We start from the raw sequence: 26,340 nt of genomic DNA on the forward strand, positions 1-26,340 counted from the left end.
ATAATTATCATAATGCCCTGGCTATTCAGCTAGGGCATTCTTGATAAATGGATTTTTATTTTTATATAATTCAACTTGCCCCCCACCCATTTGTCATCCGACCGCGAAGCCTCTACACCACAACACCCCCACGCCAAATTGATTGGAAAGTGATTGACTAGAATTATACTATTAAGGCAAGAGCCCAACATTTTAAAATAAAACAGTAATAAACCGATGCCAATCGAAATCTAGCTTTTAAATATAAAGGCTCACCAGTAAATCTTATTGAATTCTAACACAAAGCATCCCAATGAGGATGCTTTTTTCATTTACACCAGTTTTTAACCATTTAATCTTTTAAGCAATGAAAACACAAACAAGAAAACAACAGAAAACAAACTATGTGCTAGTAGATGATGAACTACTCAAAACAAACATCGAAGTTGAAAAGGCTTATACACTTATTGTTGCCAAAGCGATGGAATTAATGGATAAGTTTGATTTACCTAAATTCAGAACCTATGCAGAAATAGAGCATACTAAGAATGAACAGAATACCAATCTTATTAAAGAGCATCTATCATTTCATTGGAACATAACGCTTTCTCTTAGTCCAAAAGATGGTAGATCATTTATGTTTATCGATTTAGGTCTGGAATCTCTACAGAAGTTTGGTAGTGGGTTATCAAATCAATTATTGAGGCATGCTTTTGCCGTTACTGATTCACATGATAATACAAAAGGGATTGAATACGCTCTACGCATTACATTTCTGCCTGCCGAACAGCTACACAACTTTTTTTATCGCAGGGTGGCAGAGGGTGAGACCACTTACGTCTCCATTCATACGATTGAGAAGTCAACAGTAGAAAATTAAACAATATTGGTGCAGTAATGTGCCAATATTAAAATCCGTTATTATCTTTATGCCATAAAACTAAAGAATATTAGATAGTGACATTTATATAAATTAAGAAATAAAGCGGTAGCTTTTTTGTTCTTGTGCTTGAAACCTGAGAAATTACAAACACAACAAGGACAGATGTGCGAACGATCATGCGAGAGCGTGGTCTGTTCCAGTCTGTTGTGTTGGCTTCTCAGGGCCTCAAGCGCAGATTGGCTACAGGTCCACGCTTTCGTGTTTATAAACTATCGGATTGGGACTACCGATAATCTAAAACTCAATCAGATATGAGAAAAACTCTAAGTTTAATGCTCTTAGCCATCACGCTAATCGTAGCTTCATGCAAAAAAAGCACTTCAGATAATGAAGAACAAACACCATCAACTTGCCAGTTAAGTCAAAGCACCTATTCAGCAGGGGGTGACTTTGGTAAAATTCTTTACACTTACAATTCTGATGGTAAAGTGAGTAAGGTAGTTTATAATGGTGAAGATTATCAAGAATCCTATACCTATACATCAACACAAATCACAAAGATTGTTAAAGAGGGTAACAGCAGCAAGACATTTACTTATACTTTAAACGTACAAGGTAGAATAACCAATGAAACTCAAACAGCAGGAGATTATAAAATAGATCATACTTATAATACAGATGGATATTTAACTGAGTCAATCCGTACAAACCTTTTAAATAATTCTACAGCATCTACAAAGTACACTTTTACCGATGGGGATCTAACAAAAATCGTTAGCCCAACATTAACACTCAATATCGTTTATGGTGGTTCAGAAGCTAAGGGGAATTATTTTAATGGCTTAGATACCGATTTACCACCTTTTTACAGTGGGGTTTTAAAAAGCTATTATGGTAAAGTAAGTAAATATATTCCGGCTATTGTTTCTTATGGTAACAGCACATATACCGAAGTCTATAGTTACCAAAAGGATAGTAATAATAACATAACTAGGGTTATTGTGAAAACAAGCGATAATAAGGAATATACTTTATCGAACACTTTTACTTGTAAATAACAATATGGAAGTAATAGCATCTTTAATTGTGTTTGGGGTATTTATATACTTTGCATTTAAGTTTATCAGAAAACTATTTAGCGACTAGTTAATCATGAGAAAATTTCTATTAGCGATAATCATTACCTGCTTCATATCAATGAATTTGAAGCCATTAATTGCACTGTCTACAGAATACAAATCCACTGTTAGAATCAAACAAAATTCTGCAACCTATTACGGTAAATATACTTTAGGAGCAGATCAAAATTGGTACAGTGATACTTTCACTTTAACAATTGATGGTAATCAGCTATTATATAATAAAGGCAATAGCGTTAAGAACTTTGAGATTAAAAATCAGGGAGTATATTCACGCACAGATAATGGAATTGTTTTTAAATATCAGAAATACTACCTAGTGAATAAGAAACAATATCTTTTGGTAAGCCATAGAAAGGAAATTAAACATAATGGCGTATTCTATTATAGGATAATAATTGATGGTCAGACTCAATTGGCACTTTAGAATACAACGACAATAAATAGCAAAGAGTCATAGCAATATGGCTCTTTTTTATTATAATTGATTTTAAATATATCTAAATGGTTAAAGATACTCTCAATTCAATGCTCGAGAACATCAAAGAGCGTACTACAAATCCATTTTTAGGAACACTAATCGTCGTATGGGTTATTAAGAACTGGACATTAGTTTATAGCTTATTTTATTTCGATAGTGCTTTTAAACTTGAAGATAGACTCAATTACATAAGTCATTATTTTAGTGATCATTCCTTTGCTTGGAACATGGTTTACGTGATTCTGATAACATTAGCAGTACTTATTCTAACTTATATATTGCTTAGCATTTCAAGATTGGTGACAGATACGCAAGAAAGAATTATTGTGCCTATGATTTCAAAATGGACTGATAAGAGCTCTGTTGTTTTAAAAACAGAATATATAAAATTACAGGAAGTAATTAAGTTACTTGAAGTTAGACTAGAGGAAGAAAGACAGGCTAAAAGCCTGATTCAAAACGAACGGGATTTATTAGATAAAAAGGTTCTTGAGTTAGGAAGCTCGATAAACCAGGATGAATACTATGAATCGCAAATTCCTGAGCCAGATCAAGTGATTCACAATACTGTAGACAATGCATTTAGCCGTGTTGGTAACAAAGCCCTAAACGAGTGGGGTAAAGAGAGCTTCAACAATACTATAAATCGCATACTTAATGGTTACGTGTTGAGTTCAGATACGGAAGATGTTAAGACATTGCTACGCGAGTTCTTAATTATGAGCGATGGAGGTGATACTTACAAGTTAACAGATAGAGGAATGAACTTTCTAACATATTGGAATGAGATTTCCGCCAACCACGTGGATGAAGAGCTTCCATTTTAACAATTAACTCCTACACCAACCTTTCCTCAAAAGGGGTGGCTTACACGAGGAAAGGTTCGGTATAGTCATTGATTCTGTAGAAGATGGCATTTGTAGTGCTTGTTTTATAAGATACTGCGTTTACTTTTCACTCAGTGGTTCTTAGTAAAGGACAGTGGTTAAATGTAGGGAGATCGGTATTCGGCAAGACTAAGCTCACGAAAAACAAACACGCCATCACTGCGTTCTGTCATGGTTTTTCTTTTGAGCAAGCGGTTGCCTCATGAATGCTTTCTCTATCTTTATCTAGGATTTGCTACGCTTCATCCTGGATAAATCTAACCGCATTCCACTCTTCAGCGTACCTTGCGTTGTCTCTTGGGCTTCTGCTTGTCACAATTATTGAACATGCCAAGCGCTGTAGCCCACTAGATCAATAATTTCGCCAAGCCTCGTGTTTTATTACATAAAACATATCGTTGCATCGTTCTGCGAACTTCTATGCAACGACCCGCGTTCCGTACGCAAGGCGGTACGCAATAATTACAACTACGTCCATGGAATATTTATCATTGTTTGGATGTGCTTAGAAATAGCTTTCCAATACCTTTCTTCAAAAGCCCACTCATTTTTATATAAGGCATCGCGTACATCGGTTAAATTTGATACTTTAATGCAATTTTCGAATGGTACTTCATCGAAATGAATATAGTGGGGTTTATTGCTTTTGCTAAATGAAACAAACAAAGGGTGGTTTTTTAAATCCCAATAATCAAAGTAACTGTAGCCCGATATACTCTTTGTTTCGAAACACTTTCTTTCTACTATCATACAACTGCTTTTTGGAGTTCAAGATTAAACAGAATTTCAAATATAGAATTAAATCATTTTACGAAGTTTATCGTTCTCCAATTACTTGTGTAAAAACATAGATCGAACCTCGCTGCTTTGCAACCGCTGATTCTCACACATTTTCTCAGTTCGCAGGCGGTGAGCACTTATTAAACGAATTACTATATTTACTTGATAATCGAGAAAGGAAATGTGGGGTAAGATAATCTTATAGATAGCCTATATACCTAATGAACTTACACTTTTAAATATGATTATAAAGACAGCAGGAATAAGAACTATTAATGAATTCTCAGATAAAACGATTTCAGATCTAAAGCAAGCACTATTATTATTTGATAGAATTGGCATTACATCGTTGAATTATATATTAGATAATAATCAACATCACGAGACCAATTGCCAACACTGGCACTGTTTCAAAGAGATGGAACTTTTATTAGAAAACGACTTAATATTCGACGCTACAAGAACTAATGCAATTCTTAAAGGAGGACCTGATGCACTGGGAGCAGATGATTTTAATAAGGCAATTGAATATATCAGGCAGATGCGTGAATCTAATGATGAGAAAGCTCAGCTTGATGGTCATTCAAGGTTATCTGCGATGATATTAAATAACGAAGACGTAAATCGAGATTTTATCTCAATCCCAATAGTAAATCAGTTAAATTCTATCAATAAAGTGAAGTCATCGGAAGTAGATGTTGTTAATATTGTTATCAAACAAATGCCCATTCCTGCCGAAAACGTCCCGTGGCAAGATATCTTTGATTTTAAAAGTGATCCGATTAATAATGGACACCTAACAGGTTTGAGAACATGGATAAACAAAATGAGCCGTACCGATTACAAGGTAAACGAGATTGAAGACGAACTACAATACCTACTATTTCAATATCGACAAGCACTGAATTATCATAATATTAAATTTAGAATGGGTGCTTTAGAAACCATTGTTGTTGGTCTATCTGAGTTAGCTGAAAGAACAATAAAGCTCCAATTCTCGAAAATAGCTAAGGGGGCATTTTCCGCTAGACAGACAAAAGCGGAGCTCCTGCAGGCCGAGATGACATCTTCTGGGAATGAAGTAGCTTATATTTACAAGGCAAATAACAAGTTTAGTTAATCATTAAAATACACCCAATAAACTTAACTCTCAATACTATGACTCTCTTAAGTAGAATTTTTAATAATCAGGGTATTTATATCCAAGAGCACGAGGCACTTATTAAACAACTAAACTTATTTAAGAGTACTAATCGTACATTAGACCATCAGAAAGCAAAAAGTCAGCTTGTATATTATGAAGCAGTATATGACTATCATTTATCACAGGTTATCAAATATACTCCTGATTCACTTGGCAATCGTAAATATGAGTTCCGCTATGTTAGTGCATTAACGCTATTTATGGTTGATGAAGAAATTAAAACCAAAGCAGAATTAATAACAAATAAGTTAATTAAGAAGAATGAACTTTACCTTCCAGGCCTATTGGATTTAGATAATCCAATTCATTATATTTTCGCTTATCGCATCACAGATCGCTTTGAATCAATAGTAAGAAAATACGGTCTTGATGACTATTCCTTGAAAGAAAATGGATTGGTGATGATAGAAGAGCATAAGGAGCAAAACTTACTGGATTATAAAGGGATTATATACAATTCGCTTGTTTTCTTGAGAGATTATCAAAACTCATCAAGGAAAGATCAAGATCTAGCGATGCCTGGTGATTATTTTGAGGAGTTAATAAATAAACTTGATAGCTTTAAATAACATACCAGGGTAAAGATTAAACTTAGATTTACATAGAAATAAAAGTCTATTATTAATCATTCCTCAAATTTAAGCTTGTCATCTCAACACGTTTCAAGAAATTCCGCCATAAACGCTCCTGGTCATCCGCACTCCCAATTTATTGCGTTGCTTCTTGACTTAGTTGATCTGAAAGCTTGCTCAGTATCATAATTAAATAAAACATTATGGTACAAGAACAAAACCCATTTAAAGTAGCTGAAGTTGAAGTAAGCTATAAATCAAACTACAACATCACAGAACGACCAAAAATTAACAGTTCTCAAGATGCCTATAGAATCCTAATGCAATATTGGCAATTAGGAAGAATCGAGTTACTAGAAGAGTTCAAAGTAATTCTACTCAACACCAGTAATCGAGTGTTAGGAATTGTTGATATTTCAGTTGGTGGAGTGCAGGGAACGTTAGCAGATCCAAAGATTATATTTTCTGTTGCTTTAAAGACCAGTAGCAGTAAAATAATATTGGCGCATAACCATCCAAGTGGTAATTTAAATCCTAGTGATGCTGATAAAAGGTTAACAGAGAAATTAAAAGATGGGGGTAAATTACTGGATATTGAAGTCTGTGATCATCTGATTATTACCAAGCATAACTACTATGGTTTTGCAGATAATTGCCTAATATAATATAGAAGAGATTAGTACTATTATTTGCACTAGTACTAATTTTTATATCTATCAGACAACAATTAAACACTTTTTTTGTTAAACTAATAATTAGGTTATCTTTGCGCTACGGACGTAAAATCAAGTTAAAAGATATTTGCCGAAATAATGTGTGCCAGTTGCCGGTTAATACTGTTGAGGAAGCATTAGTATATTTAAAATAAAGAAAATCTGAATGAATATTTCACCAAACTCAGTAGTCGCAGTAACTTATGAATTGCACACTACAAACGAAGAAGGACAACAAGTTTTTGTTGAAAAAGCTGATGAGCAAAATCCTTTAGTATTTTTATATGGCGTTGGCATGATGTTGCCTAAATTTGAAGAGCACTTAGCTGGCTTAAAAACCGGTGATGAGTATAGCTTTGAATTGTCTGCAGCTGATGGTTATGGAGAACTTGATCCAGGAGCTTTTGCTGATTTGCCAAAAACCATGTTTACTGAAGCAGGTGGCGAAGTTCCGGCTGTTGGTGATGTAATTCCTTTGCAAGATAATAATGGTAACCAATTCAGAGCAGGTGTAACCGCTGTTCATGAAGAAACAGTAGCAGTTGATTTGAACCACCCGATGGCAGGTAAAAATTTATTATTTGCAGGAACTATTTTAAACGTTCGCGAAGCTACTCAAGATGAATTGGCTCATGGTCATGCACATGGTGCAGATGGACATGCTGATCACTAGACTGATCGTAAAATTTTAAATTCAAATAGATAAAACTAAAAAATCCCGATGAAAATCGGGATTTTTTTTATAATAACTTAGCTGTAGTCAGTTCAACAGGAGGGTTGTTCATCGCATTTCCTTTGTTTAGCTTCAAAATTCCCTTCACGGTTATCGGTTGATAAGTAAATTTAATAGGCTCTGCCATTTCTACTAATACCATAATGGGAATTCCGTTCTTCCCGCAGTAAAAACACTGGTTAATAGGTAATGTAGAAAGCATAAACTTGGTTTGCTTCATGCCATCCTTTATCGGTACGATATAACCAGATAGTTCAAATGGTTTACTTTCATATTTTTGAATACCTGCACTATAAACGGCATAGGTTTCAGTGGGCTTTACTGTTTTAATTTTTACCCCACCAATAATATCCCAATTCGGTGAATCCATTTGGTCGCTGGGATCATGCTGTGCACTAGCCGAATAACCAATAAACAGGAATATAAAAAAGCTTAATAACCTCATCTGAATTTTATCTGAATGGCAAATATACAAAAGAGATAATCTTCAAGGCTAAATGATTGAATACAATTCCTAAAAATCTACCTTTAAACGTAAGCCACCATTAGTAAGATTTAAGTTTTCTCTTGAAAAAGTTTTCATCGGAAGCCTTAAAAAAGGCTCAATGGCAATATTATTCTTTTTGGATATCTTTTGTTTATAGCCTAAAGAGAAATTGTAAAAACCAATATATTTATCCGGATCAATTGTAGATGTTGGTTGTGGCTCACTTTGTTTCTCTGCCACGATAAAGCTTTTAGAATCCGTAGTGCCATTGGCCAATGGAGATGACAGGGTTTGAACTTGATTGACCAGGTAGGTGTTTTGCTGTGAATTGTTTAAAACAGCCAGTGCAGATACCCCAATACCTGTATATAACTTATCCGAAATATTATAACGCACTTCTAAAGGCACATTAATTCCTTGCACTTTTGCATTGATAGATTCCAGGTTTTTACCAGATAATGATTGAGGTGCGGCAGCATTCTGCGATTCTGTTGAACTAATGGAAGCATAAGAAACGCCGGAGCTAATGGATAATTTATTGGCAATGGCATAAGATAAAGAAAACCCATAATTCATGTTTACTTTGCTATCATTACCCATTGAAGGCGCTACATAAACATCTTGTTCCCACTTCTGGCTGTGGTTTACCTTATTTTGAGCATTCTTTCCATGGTTTGTTTTGCTGTCTAACGCCAGTAGGTCCTCAAAAGTCATTTTATTATTTGCTTTTGGCTTTTCTTGCAGAACTTTAACTTCAGTATTGGCAAGGCCACTATTTGCAGGCGTTACATTTGCAATATTTTCAAGAACATCAATTTTACGCTCATTGGTTTTATCCTGAACCTGCTTAATTGCAAAAAGCGGATTCTGGCTTTCAAAATCGTTTACCTGTGCTTGATAAGTATTTTTAGCTTGTGGAACAGCTGATTTTTCATCATTTTTTAATGCAGTTTTTGAATCCTCAACAGCGATTTGATGATCTATAATGTGATCTTTTTTTGGTTCAATTAATTGTGAATCAGTATTTTCAGTTTTAGATTTTGCGATTGTATTCTTATTCGTTTTATCTTCATAATTAAATAAAAATAAACCCGATAAAACCAGAATTATCGCGGCGGCGGTCCACAATGGCCAGAAAACAAAACCACCACGCTTCTTCTCTTCCTTTTTAGAAAAGCGCTCCCAGGCACCAGGAGCGTAATTCTCCTCGTGGTTTTGTAATTGGGTGGTGATATGTTCAATTAATTCCTTATCCATTTTTTTTATATGAACCAACTAAAGTGTTGGTGTAAAGTGTACGCAACTTATTTTTTGATCGGGTTAAATAAACACGACTTGAACTTTCCGGAATGTTTAGCATTTTTGAAATTTCCTCGTGTGCAAAGCCTTCAATCTCATATAAGTTAAATACCAGTCGCTGCGTTTCTGGTAAATGATTTAATAGATTCATAATATCATTAACATGAAGTTCTGATGCTGTCGAAACCTGTGTGACCGGGTGTTGATCTTCATTTAATTCATCCACATAGAAATGCGCTTTTGAACTTCTGATTTTATCAATAGCCGTTCGTGAGGCAATTTGAGCAATCCAGCCTCTAAAGGATCTTTGCAATTCTTCAGGGTTTGCAGGTGGTTTAAAGCCAGCAACATGTTTAAATATTTTTATAAAGCTATCATTTACAAGCTCTTCGCTATCTGAAGTGTTCTTGGTATACCTCAAAATTATACCCATTAAATAGCCATAAAATGATTTATACATCATTTCCTTACAGCTATTGTCGTTTTTTACACAGCCTTTTAAAATCTCCTCAAATCTGAGTATTTTTTTGATCACGCTGTAAAGGCCTGTTTAAGGTTTGATTAGTTTTAATGCTTAAGCTTATTTATTACAAAATTAAAAAATAACACCATCCATTTTACTGAATGGTGTTAAATTCAATAGGTAGATGTTATTTGTTTGTCATTATAGAAAGCGAAAGTTTAGTGCTATCTGTTGCGGTTTTTAAGCCTTTTGCCCAAATGGTATAGATTTTTCCTTTTTCTATTTTAACATTATTTAGGTTTGCAACGGCAGCAGTTGTTCCGGTTTGTCTTATTTCGAAATTATAGCTGATTGATGGGTTTATTGATGAGAAAGCTGAAAAATCTTTAAAGGCTTTATTCGTTGTCAATAAAAAAGAAGCTGTAAGGCTTGCAGGATCGGTATTGCTCACCTGTAAATCGAATGGCGAAGAACCCGGACTTAAATTAATAAAACGAATTTTTGCTTTATCCGTTTCAGGTGCCTTCAAATCATCTTCAACCAATAAAAGCTTAGTCGATTTTAAGGTGTCTACCACAAATACAGAATAAAACGAACCACCTTTTAAAGCGGCTGTTCCATTGGTTAAATATTTTAGCGAATCTTTTTTAGAAACACCTACCAGCCTCGTGCCCGGATAGGCTGCAAAATAACCTTTGTCATTATTGTAAGTGAAACTGCCTATTTTCTGGTTGTCAAGGATGTAATCTAAAGCAGCAGTTCCTGGCGATGCATGTACAAAGCCAATACCTGCAGCCTCAATCGGATCGTCGTTCCAATCTTTTTTACAGGCAGAAAAAGTGAGTGTAATCGCAAATAATGCGCATATTATTTTAGTGCTTAAGCCTAAGTAGTTTTTAGTTTTCATAATGTATTTAAATCAATCTTTTTACAAAATTGGTTAATGGCCATTAACGCTTTTGATGATAAAACGATTAAGCAAATGAAAACGCTACAGTGAAAAAAATTTAATTTATCGTTAAATGATGAGAAATGGTGATGGTACTCTTTACCGGCTTACCGTTTACATAACCAGGATTACAGGCAAGTTCCTCAGGTCTAAATAAATTTCGGTCGATAATTTTAGTATTACTATAATTGGAACCCACAACTTTTTGTTCTAGTTTGGTTACATTACCAAGCTCATCCAAATAATAGGAATTGCTCACTTGATACTTTCCACTTTTATTTCTGAGATCTGTGACAGGGGAAGAGATTTTGTTCATCACTAAAATAGCGCCATATGCACCGCCTATTTTAACCGGGTAAATAATTTCATCTCCTTCTTTTACATTTTCTAGATGATAGGTTGTGGATTTACTTTCGAATTCAAATTCAACTTTTTTAGTGCTGTAATTGTAAATCTGTTCCACCTCACCACTTAAGAAATAAAATTTCCATTGATTCACCCTTTCATTATTTTGATAATAGCCTGAGGCAATTTGTTTTTGGTTAAACAATATTTCGGCAAATCCATTTTTAATATTCTTGTTTGACTTAAGGACAGTATAACGTTCAAGAAATCGATCCCGGATATTGTTGGAACGGAAAATTGTTGAATCACTTTTCTGTGCGAAGGCACTTAAAGTAAAAATTAAAAGTAGAGCGGTTAATAAGGTCTTCATAGCTATATAAAGAAAAAGAGTTTTGATGTGATATCAAAACTCTTTTAACATTATATTTTAATTCATGCTTTATGCATACATTTCCTCACGGAGTTTGGCAACATCGGCACTGTTAATGTATTCATCGTAAGTCATTAACTTATCAATTGTGCCTTTCGGCGTAATTTCAATAATTCTGTTTGCAACCGTTTCCGTTAACTGGTGATCTCGTGAGGTAAACAGGATTGCCCCTTTAAAATCTTTCATGCCGTTGTTTAATGCCTCGATAGATTCCAAATCCAAGTGATTGGTTGGTTCATCAAACATTAAAAGATTGGCCTGCTGTAACATCATTCTGGAGAACATGCAACGCATTTTTTCTCCACCTGAAAGCACTTTTACATTCTTTAAAACCTCTTCTCCAGAGAATAACATCCTGCCTAAAAAGCTTCTTACAAATTGCTCATCTGCATCAGTTCCTGAGTATTCACGTAACCAGTCAACCAGGTTTTCATCTTTGCCCGCAAAATATTCAGAGTTATCATTCGGGATATCGGCAGTGCTGATGGTAACACCCCATTTAAATTCACCTTTATCAGCTGGCGTTCTACCGGTTAACACATCGTAAAATGCTGCGGTAGCTAAACTGTTTTGAGACAGTACGGCAATTTTATCACCTTTATTTACCATGAAAGTAATTTTGTCAAACAAAATACCATCGTTTCCGGATTTCCCTAAATTTTCTACCTGTAAAATCTGATCACCAGCTTCACGACCAGTGTTGTTGAAAATAATAGCGGGATATTTACGGCTTGATGCTTTAATTTCGGTGATGTCAATTTTATCTAAAGCCTTTTTACGTGATGTGGCTTGCTTTGATTTCGACGCATTTGCACTAAACCTCCGGATAAACTCTTGCAGCTCCTTCACCTTATCTTCCGTCTTTTTATTCTGGTCGCTGCGCTGTTTTAAAGCCAGCTGACTAGATTCATACCAGAAAGTATAATTACCAGTATAGATACTCATTTTAGCAAAATCGATATCTACAATATGCGTACAAACTGCATCCAAAAAGTGCCTATCGTGACTTACTACTAAAACAATATTCTGGTAGTCGGCTAAGAAGTTTTCTAACCAGGCAATGGTTTCAATGTCCAAATCGTTGGTTGGCTCATCCAGTAATAAGATATCGGGATTACCAAATAAAGCCTGCGCCAGCAACACCCTAACTTTTTGGGTATTGTCTAACTCTTTTAATAATTTATAGTGGTTATCTTCTGTAATACCAAGGTTGCTCAGCATGGTTGCTGCATTGCTTTCCATGTTCCATCCGTCCATTTCGGCAAAGATGTTTTCCAGTTCTCCGGCACGTTCACCATCTTTCTCCGAGAAATCTTCCTTCATGTAAATGGCATCCTTCTCTTTCATGATGGCATAAAGTTCTTTATGACCAATCATTACGGTTTCTAGAACGGAAACTTCATCAAATTCGTAGTGGTTTTGTTTTAAAACCGCCATTCTTTCGCCTGGAGTAAAAGCAACACTACCCGAAGTTTGGTTAACTTCTCCTGATAAAATTTTCAGAAAAGTAGATTTACCTGCTCCATTAGCCCCAATAACACCATAGCAGTTGCCATGAGTGAATTTTAGGTTAACATCTTCAAATAATGTGCGTTTGCCGTATCGTAATGATAAATTAGAAACTGAAATCATAAACAAATAAAATAAGCCGCAAAGATAGGGAAAAAGGTTGATGGGAAAAAGGTTGATAGTTTAAGATTAGTAATTTGAAAATGAAAGTTTAGCAAATTATGGCGTACGCAGTCCCGCTTTCACTGCAATCTTTTTTATATAAAGTTACTAACCCTATCAGCGGTTCGCTTATTAGGGTTAGTAACTTTGAAAAATATAAAAGTATTTTCGTTCAATCGGGTTTAGGTTACCCAGGCTTGTGCTTTTGGCAACAAAAACCTAGAGTGTTACCAGATTATTCATCTTTCTGTTGGTGAGACACCAACAGAAAAACTCGTGCTTATAAAATTCATAAATATATTGATGAGATAGAACTTAGGCTGGTTGGTGAGACACCAACCAGTAGGTTAGGTTAAATCTTTTTATATAAAGTTACTAACCCTATCAGCATTTCGCCTATTAGGGTTAGTAACTTTGAAAAATATAAAAAGTATTTTCGTTCAATCGGGTTTAGGTTACTCAGGCTTCTGCTTTTGGCAACTAAAAACCAGTGTGTTACCAGATTATTCATCTATCGGTTGGTGTCTCACCAACAGAAAAACTCGTGCTTATAAATTCAATGAATATATTGATGAGATAAAACTTAGACTGGTTGGTGAGATACCAACCAGTAGGTTAAGGTTGATAGTTTAAGATTAGTAATTTGAAAATGAATATTAAGCCTTTTTTTCTTTATTTTTTACTATTTTAGATATACACACAAAATGAAACAAAATGAAAATATTAACACTAGGCATATTCATGTCTGCGATTTCGGCTATGGCGCATGGTCAGTCAGCTAAATACAATTATAAAGTAGATTTCTTTGGCGACACCATATTGGTTGATGCCAATAATCAAACTATTGGCAAAAAGAAAAACGACTTTTTTGGCAATACTATTATAGTAGATAATGATGGGAAAAAGATTGCTACGCAAAAAAAAGACTTCTTTGATAACACTATACTTGAGGATGAATCTGGCAAGAAAATAGGTAAGCAAACAGTAGATTTTTTTGGGAACTCGATTATTGATACAGAAAACGGATTGAATTTAGGCGGGTTAAAAACGGATAATGATGATGGATCAGTGATTGGAAATGGAACTAAAAAATTCATAATTAAACAAAAGAAGGATGTTTTTGGAAACACCATAGTTGAAGATGGGAATGGGCGAACCATCCGTGTTCACAAAAAGGATATTTTTGGAAATGATGTAATTGAAGATGGGAATGGGCGAACCATCCGTGTTCACAAAAAAGATATTTTCGGAAACGATATAGTTGAAGATGGGAATGGACGCACCATACGTGTTCACAAAAAGGATATTTTTGGCAATGATGTAATTGAAGATGGGAATGGACGAACCATCCGAGTTTATAAAAAGGATATCTTTGGCAATGATGTAATTGAAGATGGGAATGGACGAACCATCCGAGTTTACAAAAAGGATATTTTTGGTAATAATGTAATTGAAGATGGAAATGGGAAAAAAATTGGGGAATTTAAAACAGACATTTTTGGAGATAAAATTTTCGAACCCGAAAATTAACAAACAAGAAATGAGTTGATGAATCGTTAATCAGTCCGTTCTGATTGTTGATTTTTAGGATAAATTTTCAGTTAACAAAGCGTCAAATCTTTTTGTTTTATCATTTAGACCTTCTCTTCAAGCACTAGTCTTTTTGCTTTTTACTATTTTTACCACATGAGTACAGCATACGAAACCATTTTAAAAGTAATTAAAGAACGCCGGAGTATTTTTCCGGCCAGTTATATAAAAAAAGAGATCCCTGTAGAGGTAATTAATCAAATATTAGAAACTGCAAACTATGCACCAACACATAAATTAACGCAGCCTTGGCGCTTCACCGTGATTAGAAAGGCCGGATTGGCAAAGCTGGGCGATGAATTGGGGCAGCTATATAAAGCATTGGTACCTCCAGCGCAATTTTTGCAGAAAAAATTTGACAGTTTTGCAGAAAAAACTGGTCAGGCTGATTGTATTATAGCCATTAATATGGCGGTAAGCGGTAAAATTCCAGAATGGGAAGAACTCGCTGCGGTATCTTGTGCAGTTCAAAACATGGCATTAACAGCCGAAAGTTTAAATGTTGGTGCTTACTGGAGTTCGCCACCATTAATTGACAGTTTAGGTGATTTTCTTGGGTTAAAAGAAAATGAAAAATGTATCGGATTGTTTTATATGGGCTATCATAACGAAACCCCATGGGCACCAAACCGTACGCCGATGGCTGATAAAGTTCACTGGATTGAAGATTAATATGCCCTGACTGTTAAATTGTTTTGATTATTATAGGTGCGTTCGTTACCATCTGTATTAAGTAGCATTAAACAATTCAGTCCTTTACATTTATACCCTTTAGTATTCTATTTAAAATATGTCTTCTATAAAATCCCAGCTTTATCAGCTGTGTCTTACCTTTATTCAAAACCGGATAGAGAATATTGAATATTCATTACAGCAAGCTCGACAGGCATCAAACGATGATACCAAAAGTAGCGCTGGTGATAAGTATGAAACCACTCGTGAAATGATGCAGCAGGAGATGGATCGCAATAGTAAACTTTTGTATGAAGCTGGACAACAGAAAATTGCATTACAGCAAATTGAAAGTGTCGATGCTTCAAAAGAGGTTAAAAATGGCAGTCTAGTTTTTACATCAGAAGGAAATTTTTATATCAGCATCAGTGCAGGTGAACTCAACTTGGATGGAACTAAGTTCTTTGCCGTTTCTCAGGCGGCGCCTATCGGTAAACTTTTCATCGGGAAAATGGTAGGGGACGAGTTAGGTTTTAACGGTAAGAAATATTTATTGAAGGAGATTCTTTAATTAATCGACTTACGAAATTTCGATGGGCTGTGTGGTTGAAGAATTTCGTCAGTCTTGAAAGGGTTTTTGTTGAAACTGGCGAAGTTTTCTTTCGCTCCAAGCCTTATAAATTTCGCAAGTTAGACCAGTCGACTTACGAAATTTAGCTGGGCAGTGTGGTTGAAGAATTTCGTCAGTCTTGAAAGAATTTTTGTTGAAACTGGCGAAGTTTTCCTTCGCTCCAGGCCTTATAAACTTCGCAAGTTGAACCAATCGACTTACGAAATTTAGCTGGACAGTGTGGCTGAAGAATTTCGTCAGTCTTGAAAGGGTTGTTGAAACTGGCGAAGTTTTCTTTCGCTCCAGGCCTTCTAAATTTCGCAAGTTGATTTATTTTGCCCCAATTCTTTCCGCAAATGACGGAACCAAATACATTTTCAATTCATTGAAAGGAATGAAAACAACAATTTGCCCTTGTGCATAACTCGCCACTTCGTAAGGATTATACATAAATGCCAAGCCTTTTGAATTAAAATAAAAGTTTTTATTTGGTTTAAGATAGTCATCAAATAAAACAGTGCTTATGGCATCATTCGGCTTGATGTTATATTGTTTTCTTAGATTTTTTTCTAATAATTTTTGGAGATTATTAGAATCTATTTTAACAATGTCACTTAATATCAGTTGTTTTTTGTTTTTAACATCCAGGCAATACATGGAGCTACTGTAGTTTCCATGTGCACCACCAGTGTAGGAATCAGCTAAGAAATCCACTACCACATATCCTTTTTCATTATATAGTACTGTTTGCTGACTACTATTGGTATAATTCATCCAGCCTTCAAAATCATCATTTTTGCTTTCTTTCTGCTGCTCGGCTATTTCAGATTTATAATCTTTAAAGTATTCTGCGGCAATAGATTTAAAGCTTACCTCTCGATCAGCTGATGCTTTTAATCCATCTATTTTTTTTAATTGATCATTAAGCCATTTTCCTGAATCGTCTGTAGTTGTAGCTTTTAGGTATTCAAAAGTGATTTCGGCTGTTGGAGAACCTGATTTATTGGTAAACGCAATAACCGAATCCTGGTAAATACCCGTTGTAAACTGATAACTGCCCTCAGGATATTTCTCTTCTAAGATGATGGGGAAACTTTTACTTTCATCACCGCTTTTCCAGTTTCCTTTGAAGCCGTTCCCTGTCCATTTTAAATGCAGATGTGGCTCCTTAGCATTTTGATCAAAATATGAAGTGTAAAAACTGTATTCTGATAAGATCAGGCTGTCCTGGCCGATTAAGGTATCTGTTGATAAATTTAACCAAGAACCATCGTAATAGTAATTTCCATCCAAATCACCATCTAATTGCTGTAGATTCATCACCACTGGTTTCCCGGCAATTGTTCCTTCCAATCGTTTGTAAAAATTACCTTTTAATTCCCGTTTTTCGGTTGGTGAAGAGGATTGTTTATCTTCTTGATGACCGGATTTATTTTCATTGTTATTGCATGCAGAAATGATGACTGATAGCAAAAGGCAAAATAATAAGTACTTTTTCATAGGTTCGGTAGTCGCAATTAATACAGTTGACAGTTGAACTTATGATTTTGTTTTATTGAAACTCTTATTAATGCTATAATATAGATTTTTGGCCGTATACCGCCCCGGATCTATTATCCTGCGAATGGTATAAAGCGGATAATTTTCATCCCTGGCAGTAGAAAGTATAAAAGCAGCTTTAAAGCCATGCTCCTTCAATTTATGCAAATTCGATGCTTTATAAACACCATATGGATAAGCAAAATATTCTACCTTTTTCCCTGTAATCTGTTCGAGCTTTTTTGTTGGTTCGTCAATTTGGGTTTTCCAGTCATCATCTGTAAACTGTGCAAAATTTTTATGATCGTACGTATGGCTTGCAATGGTATTTCCTTCGTCTGATAACTGTTTGATGTTTTCTTTAGTCATATAATTGATCCGCCCTTTGCGTCCTATGGAAACCGTCATGATAAAATATACACCCTTAAACCCATATTTTTTCAATGTAGAATTGCCTACAGTAAATTGATCCATGTCTGTGTCATCAAAAGTAATCATGATGGGCTTTTCAGGAAGTTTGGCATCAAAAACCAGGTAATTGTATAATTGATCCGGTAATATAGTATGATAGCCACTGTCTGCCAGCATTTTAATATGCTCGCGAAATTTATCAGGTGAAATAATATCATCGTGCGCCCTTTTGCTATCGTTAGCCAGGTTATTCCTGATTTGGTGGTAGCATAAAACCGGTACTTCATGTTTAGCCATAATGGCTTTGGCATCTGCGGGTTTTTGTTTAGCCATATCTTCTTTTACTTCAGTAGTAGAAGTATTTTTAATGGTTTTTCCTTTAGTCTGCGGATTACTGCATGAGGTAGAAAATAAGCTAATAAATAAGGCTAAAATTATGGTATAAAGCCTTAGTACTGGTTTTAATCTCTTTTTCACTGATAATAATTTTTGGTAAAAAATAAGAAACCCCAACTAATGCTGAGGTTTAAAAAAAAATTAAAAGCTATTTTTAATGCTGTTACTTAATGTTTTCGGGCTCCAGTAACCGCTGGCAATAATTCTGCGAATGGTAAATAAAGGATCCTTTTCATCACGCTTGGTTGATAATTGAAAAGCCATTCTGAAACCACGCTTTTTCAATTCTGGAATCCCTTCAGCATTCCATAGTCCAAAAGGATAAGCAAACTCAGTCATTTTTTTTCCTGTAATTTCTTCCAGTCTTTTTGTCGGTTTATCTAACTGTTCTTCCCAATCTTTACCCGCATACTTTTTGAAGTTTTTATGGTCATAAGTATGTGAGCCAATGATGTTTCCTTCATCAGACAGTTGTTTAATTTGATCGCTGCTCATATAATCAACAAATTTCCCTTTTCTCCCAATAGATACGGTCATGATGAAATACACTGCTTTGTAACCCAGCTTTTTCAAGGTTGGATTTACAATTGTAAATTGATCCAGGTCAGTATCATCAAAAGTAAGCATGATGGGTTTGCTTGGTAATGCTGCGCCAGCATTTAAATATGCATAAAGCTGATCTGGCAGGATGGTATGATAGCCACTATCAGCCAGCATTTTCATCTGATCCTTAAAGTTCTGAATTTCAACAATGTAATCCTTTCCAACCTTACCATCTGTAGGTTTCCAGTTTCTTACCTGATGGTAGCACAAAATAGGAACTTGTTTCCGGGCCAGAATGGTTTTGGCATCAGCTACTTTGATTTTGGATACATCAATAGGTGTGGCCGTTTTTGTTGCGCTAGTACTTGTATTTTCTGTAGAATCTGCAGTTTTTGAAGTTTCTGCTGTTGATTTGGATTGGCAGCTTGCCAGCAAAATTACGCCAGCTGTTATTGCGGTTAGTACGCCGTTTTTCATAGTTATAATATATTGATGCAAAACTATAAATTCTACCAATTATTTACCTATCAAATCATGGCTTGTTAATAAAATATTTACTGCCTGAATTTCTCATCAATAACGCTTTTATTACAAATCGTGACCAATATAATTGGCTTTTATTGAATAATTTAGCCGTTCCAAACCTTTCTTAATGAATAAAATTTACAAATTAGTCTTTTGTGCACAGTTTCTGTCGCTAACTGTTCTTGCACAAACCAAAACTTTCACCATCACTGAGAATATTCAGTCACAACCAAAGGCAAATTATCAGCTTGCATCACGTTTTTCTCCAAATAAGTTGAAAAAAATGGTGTATTCAACTGCTGTTGATCCACATTGGTTAAAATTGAGCAATCGCTTTTGGTACACTTTTGAAAGTCCGAAGGGAAAATTCTGGTATTTGGTAGATCCTGCTGCAAAAACTAAAAAGCAATTGTTTGATAATGCAAAACTGGCTGCTGAAATTACCTTAATTGTTCGCGACCCATTTGATGCCGAACATTTGCCGTTAGAAAATTTAAAATTTGCTGCAGATGAAAAAAGCATTTCTTTTGAAGTAAAAAGTTCTGTTGATGAGCTTAAAAAAGATCGTAAAGATAAAAAGGCTGCTGATTCGATGCAGAAAAAAGTTTATTCCTTTAAGTATGAACTGGCTTCATCAAAGTTAACAGAGGTACCCAACTTTAGTAAGCCTAAGCCAAAGCCAGATTGGGGTTCAGTCGCGCCAGATTCATCAGCTATTATATTTTCGCGCAACTACAACCTCTACTGGATGGATAAAGAGAATTACAAAAAAGCGGTCAAAAATGATGAAGACAGCACCATTGTAGAGCACCAGCTGACAAAAGATGGTATTAAATTTTACTCTTATGGAAGTGATGGCGATGGCGAAAACAATGTTGAAAACGAAAAAAACAATAAAAAGAGAAGGGCTGCCTATGTGCTTTGGTCACCAAATTCAAAATATTTTGTTTTAGATAGAACCGATTCCCGCAAGGTAAAAGATCTTTGGGTGATTAATAGTGTTACGCCCGGGCGCCCAACACTGGAAACTTACAAATATCAGATGCCAGGTGAAACAGAGGCACCTCAAGATGAAGTTTTGCTTTTCGATTTTGCAGCGAAAAGTTATAAAAAATTAAATGTTTCGGCGTTTAAAGATCAGAGTGTATCGGTTTGGAGTAAGCCAGTTTTAGCTAAAGACCGTGATAACGAATTCCGGCCTTCCATCTGGCTGGGTAACAACAGTCGCTTTTATTTTTCACGCACCAGTCGTGATTTGAAACGAATTGATATTGGAACCATTGATATTGCTACAGGAAAGGTGACGCCAATAATCGACGAACGTTTTAATACCTATGTTGAGGTAAATCGCCCGGGATTGGTGAACGATGGTAAAGAACTTATTCATTGGAGTGAGCGTGATGGATGGGCACATTTCTATCTTTTTGATGAGAATGGGAAGCTTAAAAACCAAATTACGAAAGGCGCTTTCCACTGTGAAAGCATTGTAAATATTGATGAGAAGAACCGTGTGTTGTATTTTACAGCTAATGGAAGGGAGGCTAAAGAAGATCCATATTACCTGCATTTATACAGCATCAACTTCGATGGTTCTAATATAAAACTGCTTAACGCCGGCGATTTTGATCATGCTGCTTTCCTAAATGATAACAATACCTTTTTTGTTGATAATTATTCGAGGGTAAACACCGCACCAAAATCTACACTTTATGATAGAAATGGAAAGAAAGTAATGGAGTTGGAAACCACTGATCTTTCTTTATTAATGGCTGCGGGTTACAAATATCCAGAGCCTTTTAAAGTGAAGGCCGATGATGGTATTACCGATTTGTACGGTGTAATGTACAAACCTTTTGATTTCGATCCGAAAAAGAAATATCCAATAATTGAGTACGTTTATCCAGGTCCACAAACCGAAGCAGTAAACAAGGCATTTAGTAAAAGTATGGATCGTACGGAGCGTTTGGCGCAATTTGGATATATTGTGATTACGGTTGGAAACCGTGGAGGCAATCCATCACGTTCTAAATGGTACCACACTTACGGTTATGGCAACCTTCGTGATTATGGCTTGGCCGATAAGAAAACTGCTATTGAGCAACTGGCATCTAAATATAGCTTTATTGATGAATCAAAAGTTGGCATTACAGGTCATTCGGGTGGCGGTTTCATGTCTACAGCGGCCATGTTGGTTTATCCTGATTTCTTTAAAGTTGCAGTTTCCAATGCAGGTAATCATGATAACAGCATTTATAATCGTTGGTGGAGCGAAAAACACCATGGGGTAAAAGAAACTATTTCGTTAAAAGGAGATACCTCATTTAAATATAGTATTGATAAAAACCCAGATCTGGCGAAGAATTTAAAGGGACATTTATTGCTGATGCATGGGGATGTAGATAACAACGTTCACCCGGCTAATTCTATTCGCGTGGCTAATGCGCTGATGAAAGCCGGAAAACGCTTTGATTTTCTCATTATTCCTGGGCAGCGACATGGCTTCGGCGATATGACGGAATATGCTTTCTGGAAATTAGCGGATCATTTCAATAAATACCTGATTGGCGATTTCTCTGAGCCGAGCGATGTCGATTTGATAGAAATGGATAGAGACATTGAAAAAACAGGCAAATAATTTCAGCAATTTTCTAAGGTTCTTTATTTAACCTAATTTCTTAGTAAAATTTAAATAGCATTGTTAAAGCGTGATTTTAAAAGAAAAGAGCCGCCTCATTAGTTAATGATGAAGCGGCTCTTTTTATGATAAGGTAATTCGATAATGGTTTTAGTAAATGTAATTTAATGCAACAACATCATTTGAATTAAATGTGCGGTTACCTCCGTTGGAACAGGCCAACATGAAAGATGCTGCATCTGGAGAAGAAGGTGTTCCTGGTATTAATACCGCACCCACATTAGATGCACCTTCGTTTCCAGCACCACTTGCGCCACAGCTGAATGCACGGTTCATATAATCTGTGTGGCGGAAACCGATACAGTGACCTACTTCGTGCTGGATCACGGAAGCAAGATACAATAGATTAGGATTAGCGCCGTAAGCAGCAGCATTGGTATTCATTCTGATTTGGTTATAAGGATTACCTGATGATGTAGGAAAGCCCGCTGAACCCAATGTGATAAATCCGCCACTTGGTGCTTCGTTAAAACCAACCACATTGATGTTGCCGGTTGTACCTGCAGCAGCTCGCTGAAAAGTAATGCGTAATCCCAAAGAATTATATCTAGAGATCATTGTATTTACGGCATCGCTGTATACCTGAGGTAAATTAGTAACAGATACGGTAATTACACGTGGTAAAGACCGTACTACATTAGTGGTTCGGTACTGCTCAGTTTCTGCAATATTTAAGCTGGCACCAGAAGCAGCTTCGCTTAAATTTGCTTCAGTTAAAAGAATATCTCCTTCAACTAAATAGCCTCCATCAATTTTGCGGATGTTTTCAGTGCTGAAGCCTAATGATTTAACTTTTTCTAAAGTACTGGTAGAAATATCAGCTTTATTTTCGGCAACACTTTCTGTCTCATTATTCTTACAAGAATAAATAGTTGTGAACAATAAACATGCAGCTGCAACTGATAATAATTTGGTTCTTTTCATTTTAGTTTAGTTTTAATTTGGGACTATTTGATAAGTTAGTTAATATAATTTGTGAATTACCTTATAAATGCTAATTTAGAGAACAATTATGATGTAAACAAAATTTTACAATAAAATATTTTTTGAGAGTCAACGCTGTATACTTAATTATATGTTTTTTTCTTTGCGTATTTAGTTTAAACGCATATGCACAACCTGGTGGGGTAGAAAAAAAAATTAAAAAATTTATTTCCATCAATGGAAATAAGAACGGATTTCGGGCTAATGATGTTTTTGTAGTCAGGTTTGACCATCAGTTAACAGCAAAAGAAATCCAAAATCTGCGACCAAGAAAGCAACTTACAGGTGATTATTTTATTATAGATCAAAGGGATATTGCTGGCTTATCAAAAAATGTCATTTATCAGGTTCGTGCAAATGGATTATGGAAAGCCAGTGATGGTTTGATGAATCTCATCAATAAAAATGGTAAAAAGAGTGATTCTATTTTGGTGAGACTTGCTATAAAGAATATAGCTGCAAATCAGGAATTTTTTAAGGGATTAAGTGTAAAATCGATAGATCAGCAAAATGCGGTCTATATCATTAATATTTTACCAGATGATTTGCTCGTTTTACTGGCACTTGATGATATTTTGTATGCAGATATCATCCCTCTGGCTAAACCAGAAGTGGTGATCAATGGAATAGATCTAGGCCTGAATCAAATAAGCAACGCCCGAAACTTGTTTCCAGGTATGGATGGAACCGGAATAAATATCTCATTTAAAGAAGGGATGTATGATGTAGCCGATCTTGATCTTCTTGGTAAAACCATCTCTGGAGCGGTAGCAATAGGTTCTGCAACATCCCATGCCACAACTATGGCTACGCTGGCTTTAGGGAATGGTAATTCGTTTATTCGTGGCCTTGGTGCCGCACCAAATGCAAAACTGGCATTTTCGAGTTTTGATCGCTTACTTCCAGATTTAACTACTGAGTTAAACCGGCTTCAAATTCGTGTGCAAAATCACTCTTACGGAACCGGAATTGATAATAATTATGGCATTGAAGCGGCGGCGTATGATCAGCAGATTTTTGAAACAGATACTTTAATACATGTTTTTTCCGCGGGAAACAGTGGCACACTTACACCGTTAAATGGTTTTTATCAAGGACTCACTTCCCGGGCAAATTTAACAGGGAATTTTAAACAGGCCAAAAACCTATTGGTGATCGGGGGGATAAACCGGGAAAATGTTTCTGAAAATTTAAGCAGTAAAGGTCCGGCATATGATGGTCGGGTAAAGCCTGAATTGGTAGCCTTGGGCGAAGATGGTACTTCGGGCTCTGCCGCTATTACCAGTGGATCAGTTGCTTTACTCGAACAATTTTATCATCAAAAATTTGCTAAAGCACCATCAGCCTCGCTCATTAAGGCCGTTTTAATTAATTCGGCTGATGATTTGGGAACACCACATGTAGATTATGTATTCGGTTACGGGAAACTGAATGTGGCACAATCGATAAAAACCCTCGATGAAAACCGGGCTAATTTATACCAGGTAGATAAAGGACAAGATCTGGAAATTCCTTTGACTATTCCGGAGAATGTAGCCGAAATAAAACTAACCATAGCATGGAACGATCCTGCTGCTGCGGTAAATGCGGCACAAAGTCTGGTTAATGGCCTGGACCTTAGTCTTGAAAGTCCATCAGGACAAATAATATTACCCTGGGTATTAAACAGTGCTTCTAATTTAGATGCTGTTGCACAGCCCGCTTCGCGAAAAATTGACCTGATTAATAATGTACAGCAGATCAGTATAGATAATCCGGAAGCTGGAAACTTTAAAATTCATGTTAACGGAGGCCGGATTACTCAAGGCGGACAACAGCGGTTTGCTTTGGCTTATCGTTATCAATTAAAAAATACATTTTCTTTTATTACACCCGGAAAGGATGTTTTCTTTTTTGCCAATGAAGATAATTATATCCGCTGGGAAAATACATATAATACGAAGACAGGCAAGCTATCTGTAAGTTATGATGATGGTGTAAGCTGGAAAACCATCGCTTCAGATGTAGATTTAACTAAAGGTTTTTACAATTGGGGTGCGCCGGATTTATTTTCAAAGGCCATCATAAAAATGGAAGTGGCAGGAAATGTGGTGTCCAGTCAAAGCTTTGTGATTTCCGCACCCAGAACATTAAAAGTAGGATATATATGTAAGGATGGGGTGGTTTTGAATTGGAATCCGCAATTAGGAGCAAGAGATTACACCGTTTATAGCATTATCAATAATGTGCTTTCTCCCGTTTTAACAGTAACCGATACTCTGGTTAAGCTAGACATGGGTAGCATCACTGGGAAATATTTTGCTGTTGCTGCAAATGGAAATAATTTTACGGGTTTAAAAAGCTATACGATAGATTATACTCAACAAGGAGTTGCCTGTTATATAAAGAGCCTTTTCGCCAGCACCACATCTGATGATAAAATAAAACTCGATTTAAATATTGGAACAACGCTCGGTATCAAAAACATCATTTGGGAAAAACAAACAGGAGTGAATACATACACTACTTTGCAGCAAACAAAGCCTGGGAATAACGTACTTGATTATACCATATTTGACGATAAACCTAAACCTGGGATTCAGTTTTACCGGGTTACATTTGAAACAGCTGCGGGAAACGTAATAAGTGATTTGGTTTCAGCTACATTTTTAAAAGAAAATGAATTCTCTTTCTATCCAAACCCGGTAACGGATTATTTAACAATTTTAAGTGGCTCGTTTGAGGATTATAGCCTTTCTGTATTTAATATTCTAGGGCAGAAAGTTTTTGAAGAGAAGGCCACAAGTACGAACCGCTTTAGTTTATCTGCGCTAGCTACTGGTATTTACGTGGGCGTAATTAATAAAAATGGCGGACAGGTAAAGAAATTTAAACTGATTAAAAGATAGATTGCCAAAGTAGTTAAATTCATATTCTGATGAAAATTATATTAACCATCATGCTCCATTTCAATTGTTAATACATTGAATTTATAGATATGAGTATGAGAAACAAACTGATAGATCGGATATAAGATTGCTGTACATCGAATCAGGATGATTCAAATAATTTTCCTACAGATCTTGGTGATTTCCACAGAAGCGAAAGTTAAAATCTACAATGATCATTTTGATTTGCGAGACAAAGCCTTTAATCTACTGGTTTTTATCTCACCAACCAGCTTCGATTTATCTTGTAATCTATAATACATTGAATTTATTGGTATGAGTTTTTCGGTTGGTAAAAAACCTCAGTTATTCGGAAGATTAAATAATAGTTTACATTATGTCTTGTCCTAAAATAGGTTTACATAAAAATGTAGACTTATGAAAAAAGAGATTCAAGAATTCAGTGAACAATTCAAGCGCACAATCATCGAAG

The 26,340-nt window shown here is 35.7% G+C and carries 24 protein-coding genes; 13 read left to right on the plus strand and 11 right to left on the minus strand.

Annotation, left to right across the window (positions count from 1 at the left end; translation table 11 throughout):
• The first annotated feature begins 346 nt into the window (after positions 1–346).
• The 4 genes from EV200_RS19235 (at position 347) to EV200_RS19250 (ending at position 3,309) form a co-directional block, all read left to right on the plus strand.
• Positions 347–859 carry a hypothetical protein gene (locus EV200_RS19235; protein ID WP_132535619.1) on the plus strand — a complete coding sequence of 171 codons (513 nt, stop codon included), beginning with the start codon at positions 347–349 and terminating at the stop codon, positions 857–859.
• A gap of 314 nt (positions 860–1,173) precedes the next feature.
• Positions 1,174–1,920 (plus strand): DUF4595 domain-containing protein, encoded by a 747-nt coding sequence (locus tag EV200_RS19240; protein ID WP_132535621.1) that lies wholly within the window; start codon positions 1,174–1,176, stop codon positions 1,918–1,920.
• Between the two features lie 94 nt (positions 1,921–2,014).
• Complete coding sequence (locus tag EV200_RS19245) at positions 2,015–2,428, plus strand: hypothetical protein (RefSeq protein ID WP_132535623.1); 414 nt, start codon at positions 2,015–2,017, stop codon at positions 2,426–2,428.
• Between the two features lie 77 nt (positions 2,429–2,505).
• Positions 2,506–3,309 (plus strand): hypothetical protein, encoded by an 804-nt coding sequence (locus tag EV200_RS19250; protein WP_132535625.1) that lies wholly within the window; start codon positions 2,506–2,508, stop codon positions 3,307–3,309.
• A 528-nt stretch (positions 3,310–3,837) separates the two neighbouring features.
• On the opposite strand, the gene EV200_RS19255 is transcribed toward EV200_RS19250, so the two are convergent.
• A complete protein-coding gene (locus tag EV200_RS19255) occupies positions 3,838–4,119 on the minus strand; it encodes a hypothetical protein (RefSeq protein ID WP_132535627.1) in 282 nt (93 codons plus the stop codon).
• A gap of 271 nt (positions 4,120–4,390) precedes the next feature.
• Here EV200_RS19255 and EV200_RS19260 point away from each other — a divergent pair, with 271 nt between their 5' ends.
• From EV200_RS19260 to EV200_RS19275, 4 genes are all read left to right on the plus strand, one after another.
• Positions 4,391–5,269 (plus strand): hypothetical protein, encoded by an 879-nt coding sequence (locus EV200_RS19260; protein WP_132535629.1) that lies wholly within the window; start codon positions 4,391–4,393, stop codon positions 5,267–5,269.
• Positions 5,270–5,307: 38 nt separating this feature from the next.
• Positions 5,308–5,922 carry a hypothetical protein gene (locus EV200_RS19265; protein ID WP_132535631.1) on the plus strand — a complete coding sequence of 205 codons (615 nt, stop codon included), beginning with the start codon at positions 5,308–5,310 and terminating at the stop codon, positions 5,920–5,922.
• Positions 5,923–6,128: 206 nt separating this feature from the next.
• Positions 6,129–6,590, plus strand: coding sequence for a JAB domain-containing protein (locus tag EV200_RS19270; protein WP_132535633.1), 462 nt, complete (start codon positions 6,129–6,131; stop codon positions 6,588–6,590).
• Between the two features lie 214 nt (positions 6,591–6,804).
• A complete protein-coding gene (locus EV200_RS19275; RefSeq protein ID WP_029288049.1) occupies positions 6,805–7,311 on the plus strand; it encodes an FKBP-type peptidyl-prolyl cis-trans isomerase in 507 nt (168 codons plus the stop codon).
• Between the two features lie 67 nt (positions 7,312–7,378).
• On the opposite strand, the gene EV200_RS19280 is transcribed toward EV200_RS19275, so the two are convergent.
• The 6 genes from EV200_RS19280 to EV200_RS19305 all read right to left on the minus strand — a co-directional run bounded on the left by EV200_RS19280 (position 7,379) and on the right by EV200_RS19305 (position 12,976).
• Entirely contained in the window at positions 7,379–7,816 is a 438-nt protein-coding gene (locus EV200_RS19280) for a hypothetical protein (protein WP_132535635.1), read from the minus strand.
• Positions 7,817–7,885: 69 nt separating this feature from the next.
• Positions 7,886–9,115, minus strand: a complete 1,230-nt coding sequence (locus EV200_RS19285) for an outer membrane beta-barrel protein (RefSeq protein WP_132535637.1) — start codon at positions 9,113–9,115, stop codon at positions 7,886–7,888.
• Positions 9,108–9,692, minus strand: a complete 585-nt coding sequence (locus EV200_RS19290; RefSeq protein WP_132535639.1) for an RNA polymerase sigma factor — start codon at positions 9,690–9,692, stop codon at positions 9,108–9,110. Before EV200_RS19290 ends, EV200_RS19285 begins: the two co-directional genes overlap by 8 nt.
• A 115-nt stretch (positions 9,693–9,807) precedes the next feature.
• Complete coding sequence (locus tag EV200_RS19295) at positions 9,808–10,527, minus strand: DUF4397 domain-containing protein (protein WP_132535641.1); 720 nt, start codon at positions 10,525–10,527, stop codon at positions 9,808–9,810.
• Positions 10,528–10,627: 100 nt separating this feature from the next.
• The gene (locus tag EV200_RS19300; protein ID WP_132535643.1) at positions 10,628–11,284 is read right to left on the minus strand and encodes a hypothetical protein; all 657 of its coding nucleotides are present in this window, start codon (positions 11,282–11,284) and stop codon (positions 10,628–10,630) included.
• Positions 11,285–11,353: 69 nt separating this feature from the next.
• Positions 11,354–12,976 (minus strand): ABC-F family ATP-binding cassette domain-containing protein, encoded by a 1,623-nt coding sequence (locus tag EV200_RS19305; RefSeq protein ID WP_132535645.1) that lies wholly within the window; start codon positions 12,974–12,976, stop codon positions 11,354–11,356.
• A 753-nt stretch (positions 12,977–13,729) separates the two neighbouring features.
• Here EV200_RS19305 and EV200_RS19310 point away from each other — a divergent pair.
• From EV200_RS19310 to EV200_RS19320, 3 genes are all read left to right on the plus strand, one after another.
• Complete coding sequence (locus EV200_RS19310) at positions 13,730–14,545, plus strand: hypothetical protein (protein ID WP_132535647.1); 816 nt, start codon at positions 13,730–13,732, stop codon at positions 14,543–14,545.
• Between the two features lie 156 nt (positions 14,546–14,701).
• Complete coding sequence (locus tag EV200_RS19315; protein WP_132535649.1) at positions 14,702–15,277, plus strand: nitroreductase family protein; 576 nt, start codon at positions 14,702–14,704, stop codon at positions 15,275–15,277.
• Positions 15,278–15,395: 118 nt separating this feature from the next.
• A complete protein-coding gene (locus tag EV200_RS19320; protein ID WP_132535651.1) occupies positions 15,396–15,848 on the plus strand; it encodes a 3-oxoacyl-ACP synthase in 453 nt (150 codons plus the stop codon).
• 369 nt (positions 15,849–16,217) lie between these two features.
• On the opposite strand, the gene EV200_RS19325 is transcribed toward EV200_RS19320, so the two are convergent.
• From EV200_RS19325 to EV200_RS19335, 3 genes are read right to left on the minus strand one after another with little or no spacing between them, the layout of a single operon-like run.
• Positions 16,218–17,387 (minus strand): DUF3298 and DUF4163 domain-containing protein, encoded by a 1,170-nt coding sequence (locus EV200_RS19325; protein WP_132535653.1) that lies wholly within the window; start codon positions 17,385–17,387, stop codon positions 16,218–16,220.
• Between the two features lie 39 nt (positions 17,388–17,426).
• Entirely contained in the window at positions 17,427–18,314 is an 888-nt protein-coding gene (locus EV200_RS19330) for a polysaccharide deacetylase family protein (protein ID WP_229676870.1), read from the minus strand.
• Between the two features lie 60 nt (positions 18,315–18,374).
• Positions 18,375–19,253: a polysaccharide deacetylase family protein gene (locus EV200_RS19335; RefSeq protein ID WP_132535655.1), complete on the minus strand. Its 879-nt coding sequence runs from the start codon at positions 19,251–19,253 to the stop codon at positions 18,375–18,377.
• A gap of 175 nt (positions 19,254–19,428) precedes the next feature.
• On the opposite strand from EV200_RS19335, the gene EV200_RS19340 reads away from it, so the two are divergent.
• Positions 19,429–21,936, plus strand: coding sequence for a S9 family peptidase (locus tag EV200_RS19340; RefSeq protein ID WP_132535657.1), 2,508 nt, complete (start codon positions 19,429–19,431; stop codon positions 21,934–21,936).
• Between the two features lie 150 nt (positions 21,937–22,086).
• Here EV200_RS19340 and EV200_RS19345 read toward each other — a convergent pair whose 3' ends face one another.
• On the minus strand, positions 22,087–22,920 hold the full coding sequence (locus tag EV200_RS19345; RefSeq protein WP_132535659.1) for a M57 family metalloprotease: 834 nt from the start codon (positions 22,918–22,920) through the stop codon (positions 22,087–22,089).
• Positions 22,921–23,042: 122 nt separating this feature from the next.
• Here EV200_RS19345 and EV200_RS19350 point away from each other — a divergent pair, with 122 nt between their 5' ends.
• Positions 23,043–25,868, plus strand: coding sequence for a S8 family serine peptidase (locus EV200_RS19350; protein WP_132535661.1), 2,826 nt, complete (start codon positions 23,043–23,045; stop codon positions 25,866–25,868).
• Positions 25,869–26,340: the final 472 nt, after the last annotated feature.

Origin of the sequence: Pedobacter psychrotolerans (assembly GCF_004340665.1) — a bacterium.
Lineage (GTDB): Bacteria > Bacteroidota > Bacteroidia > Sphingobacteriales > Sphingobacteriaceae > Pedobacter > Pedobacter psychrotolerans.

Excerpts from the sequence above, each read along its gene's own strand:
- EV200_RS19245 (WP_132535623.1), top strand. The coding sequence starts at position 2,015 with ATGAGAAAATTTCTATTAGCGATAATCATTACCTGCTTCATATCAATG.
- EV200_RS19340 (WP_132535657.1), top strand. The coding sequence starts at position 19,429 with ATGAATAAAATTTACAAATTAGTCTTTTGTGCACAGTTTCTGTCGCTA.
- EV200_RS19300 (WP_132535643.1), bottom strand. The coding sequence starts at position 11,284 with ATGAAGACCTTATTAACCGCTCTACTTTTAATTTTTACTTTAAGTGCC.
- EV200_RS19235 (WP_132535619.1), top strand. The coding sequence starts at position 347 with ATGAAAACACAAACAAGAAAACAACAGAAAACAAACTATGTGCTAGTA.
- EV200_RS19315 (WP_132535649.1), top strand. The coding sequence starts at position 14,702 with ATGAGTACAGCATACGAAACCATTTTAAAAGTAATTAAAGAACGCCGG.
- EV200_RS19335 (WP_132535655.1), bottom strand. The coding sequence starts at position 19,253 with ATGAAAAACGGCGTACTAACCGCAATAACAGCTGGCGTAATTTTGCTG.
- EV200_RS19285 (WP_132535637.1), bottom strand. The coding sequence starts at position 9,115 with ATGGATAAGGAATTAATTGAACATATCACCACCCAATTACAAAACCAC.
- EV200_RS19280 (WP_132535635.1), bottom strand. The coding sequence starts at position 7,816 with ATGAGGTTATTAAGCTTTTTTATATTCCTGTTTATTGGTTATTCGGCT.
- EV200_RS19310 (WP_132535647.1), top strand. The coding sequence starts at position 13,730 with ATGAAAATATTAACACTAGGCATATTCATGTCTGCGATTTCGGCTATG.
- EV200_RS19345 (WP_132535659.1), bottom strand. The coding sequence starts at position 22,920 with ATGAAAAGAACCAAATTATTATCAGTTGCAGCTGCATGTTTATTGTTC.
- EV200_RS19325 (WP_132535653.1), bottom strand. The coding sequence starts at position 17,387 with ATGAAAAAGTACTTATTATTTTGCCTTTTGCTATCAGTCATCATTTCT.
- EV200_RS19250 (WP_132535625.1), top strand. The coding sequence starts at position 2,506 with ATGGTTAAAGATACTCTCAATTCAATGCTCGAGAACATCAAAGAGCGT.
- EV200_RS19305 (WP_132535645.1), bottom strand. The coding sequence starts at position 12,976 with ATGATTTCAGTTTCTAATTTATCATTACGATACGGCAAACGCACATTA.
- EV200_RS19275 (WP_029288049.1), top strand. The coding sequence starts at position 6,805 with ATGAATATTTCACCAAACTCAGTAGTCGCAGTAACTTATGAATTGCAC.
- EV200_RS19295 (WP_132535641.1), bottom strand. The coding sequence starts at position 10,527 with ATGAAAACTAAAAACTACTTAGGCTTAAGCACTAAAATAATATGCGCA.
- EV200_RS19240 (WP_132535621.1), top strand. The coding sequence starts at position 1,174 with ATGAGAAAAACTCTAAGTTTAATGCTCTTAGCCATCACGCTAATCGTA.
- EV200_RS19255 (WP_132535627.1), bottom strand. The coding sequence starts at position 4,119 with ATGATAGTAGAAAGAAAGTGTTTCGAAACAAAGAGTATATCGGGCTAC.
- EV200_RS19265 (WP_132535631.1), top strand. The coding sequence starts at position 5,308 with ATGACTCTCTTAAGTAGAATTTTTAATAATCAGGGTATTTATATCCAA.
- EV200_RS19270 (WP_132535633.1), top strand. The coding sequence starts at position 6,129 with ATGGTACAAGAACAAAACCCATTTAAAGTAGCTGAAGTTGAAGTAAGC.
- EV200_RS19260 (WP_132535629.1), top strand. The coding sequence starts at position 4,391 with ATGATTATAAAGACAGCAGGAATAAGAACTATTAATGAATTCTCAGAT.
- EV200_RS19320 (WP_132535651.1), top strand. The coding sequence starts at position 15,396 with ATGTCTTCTATAAAATCCCAGCTTTATCAGCTGTGTCTTACCTTTATT.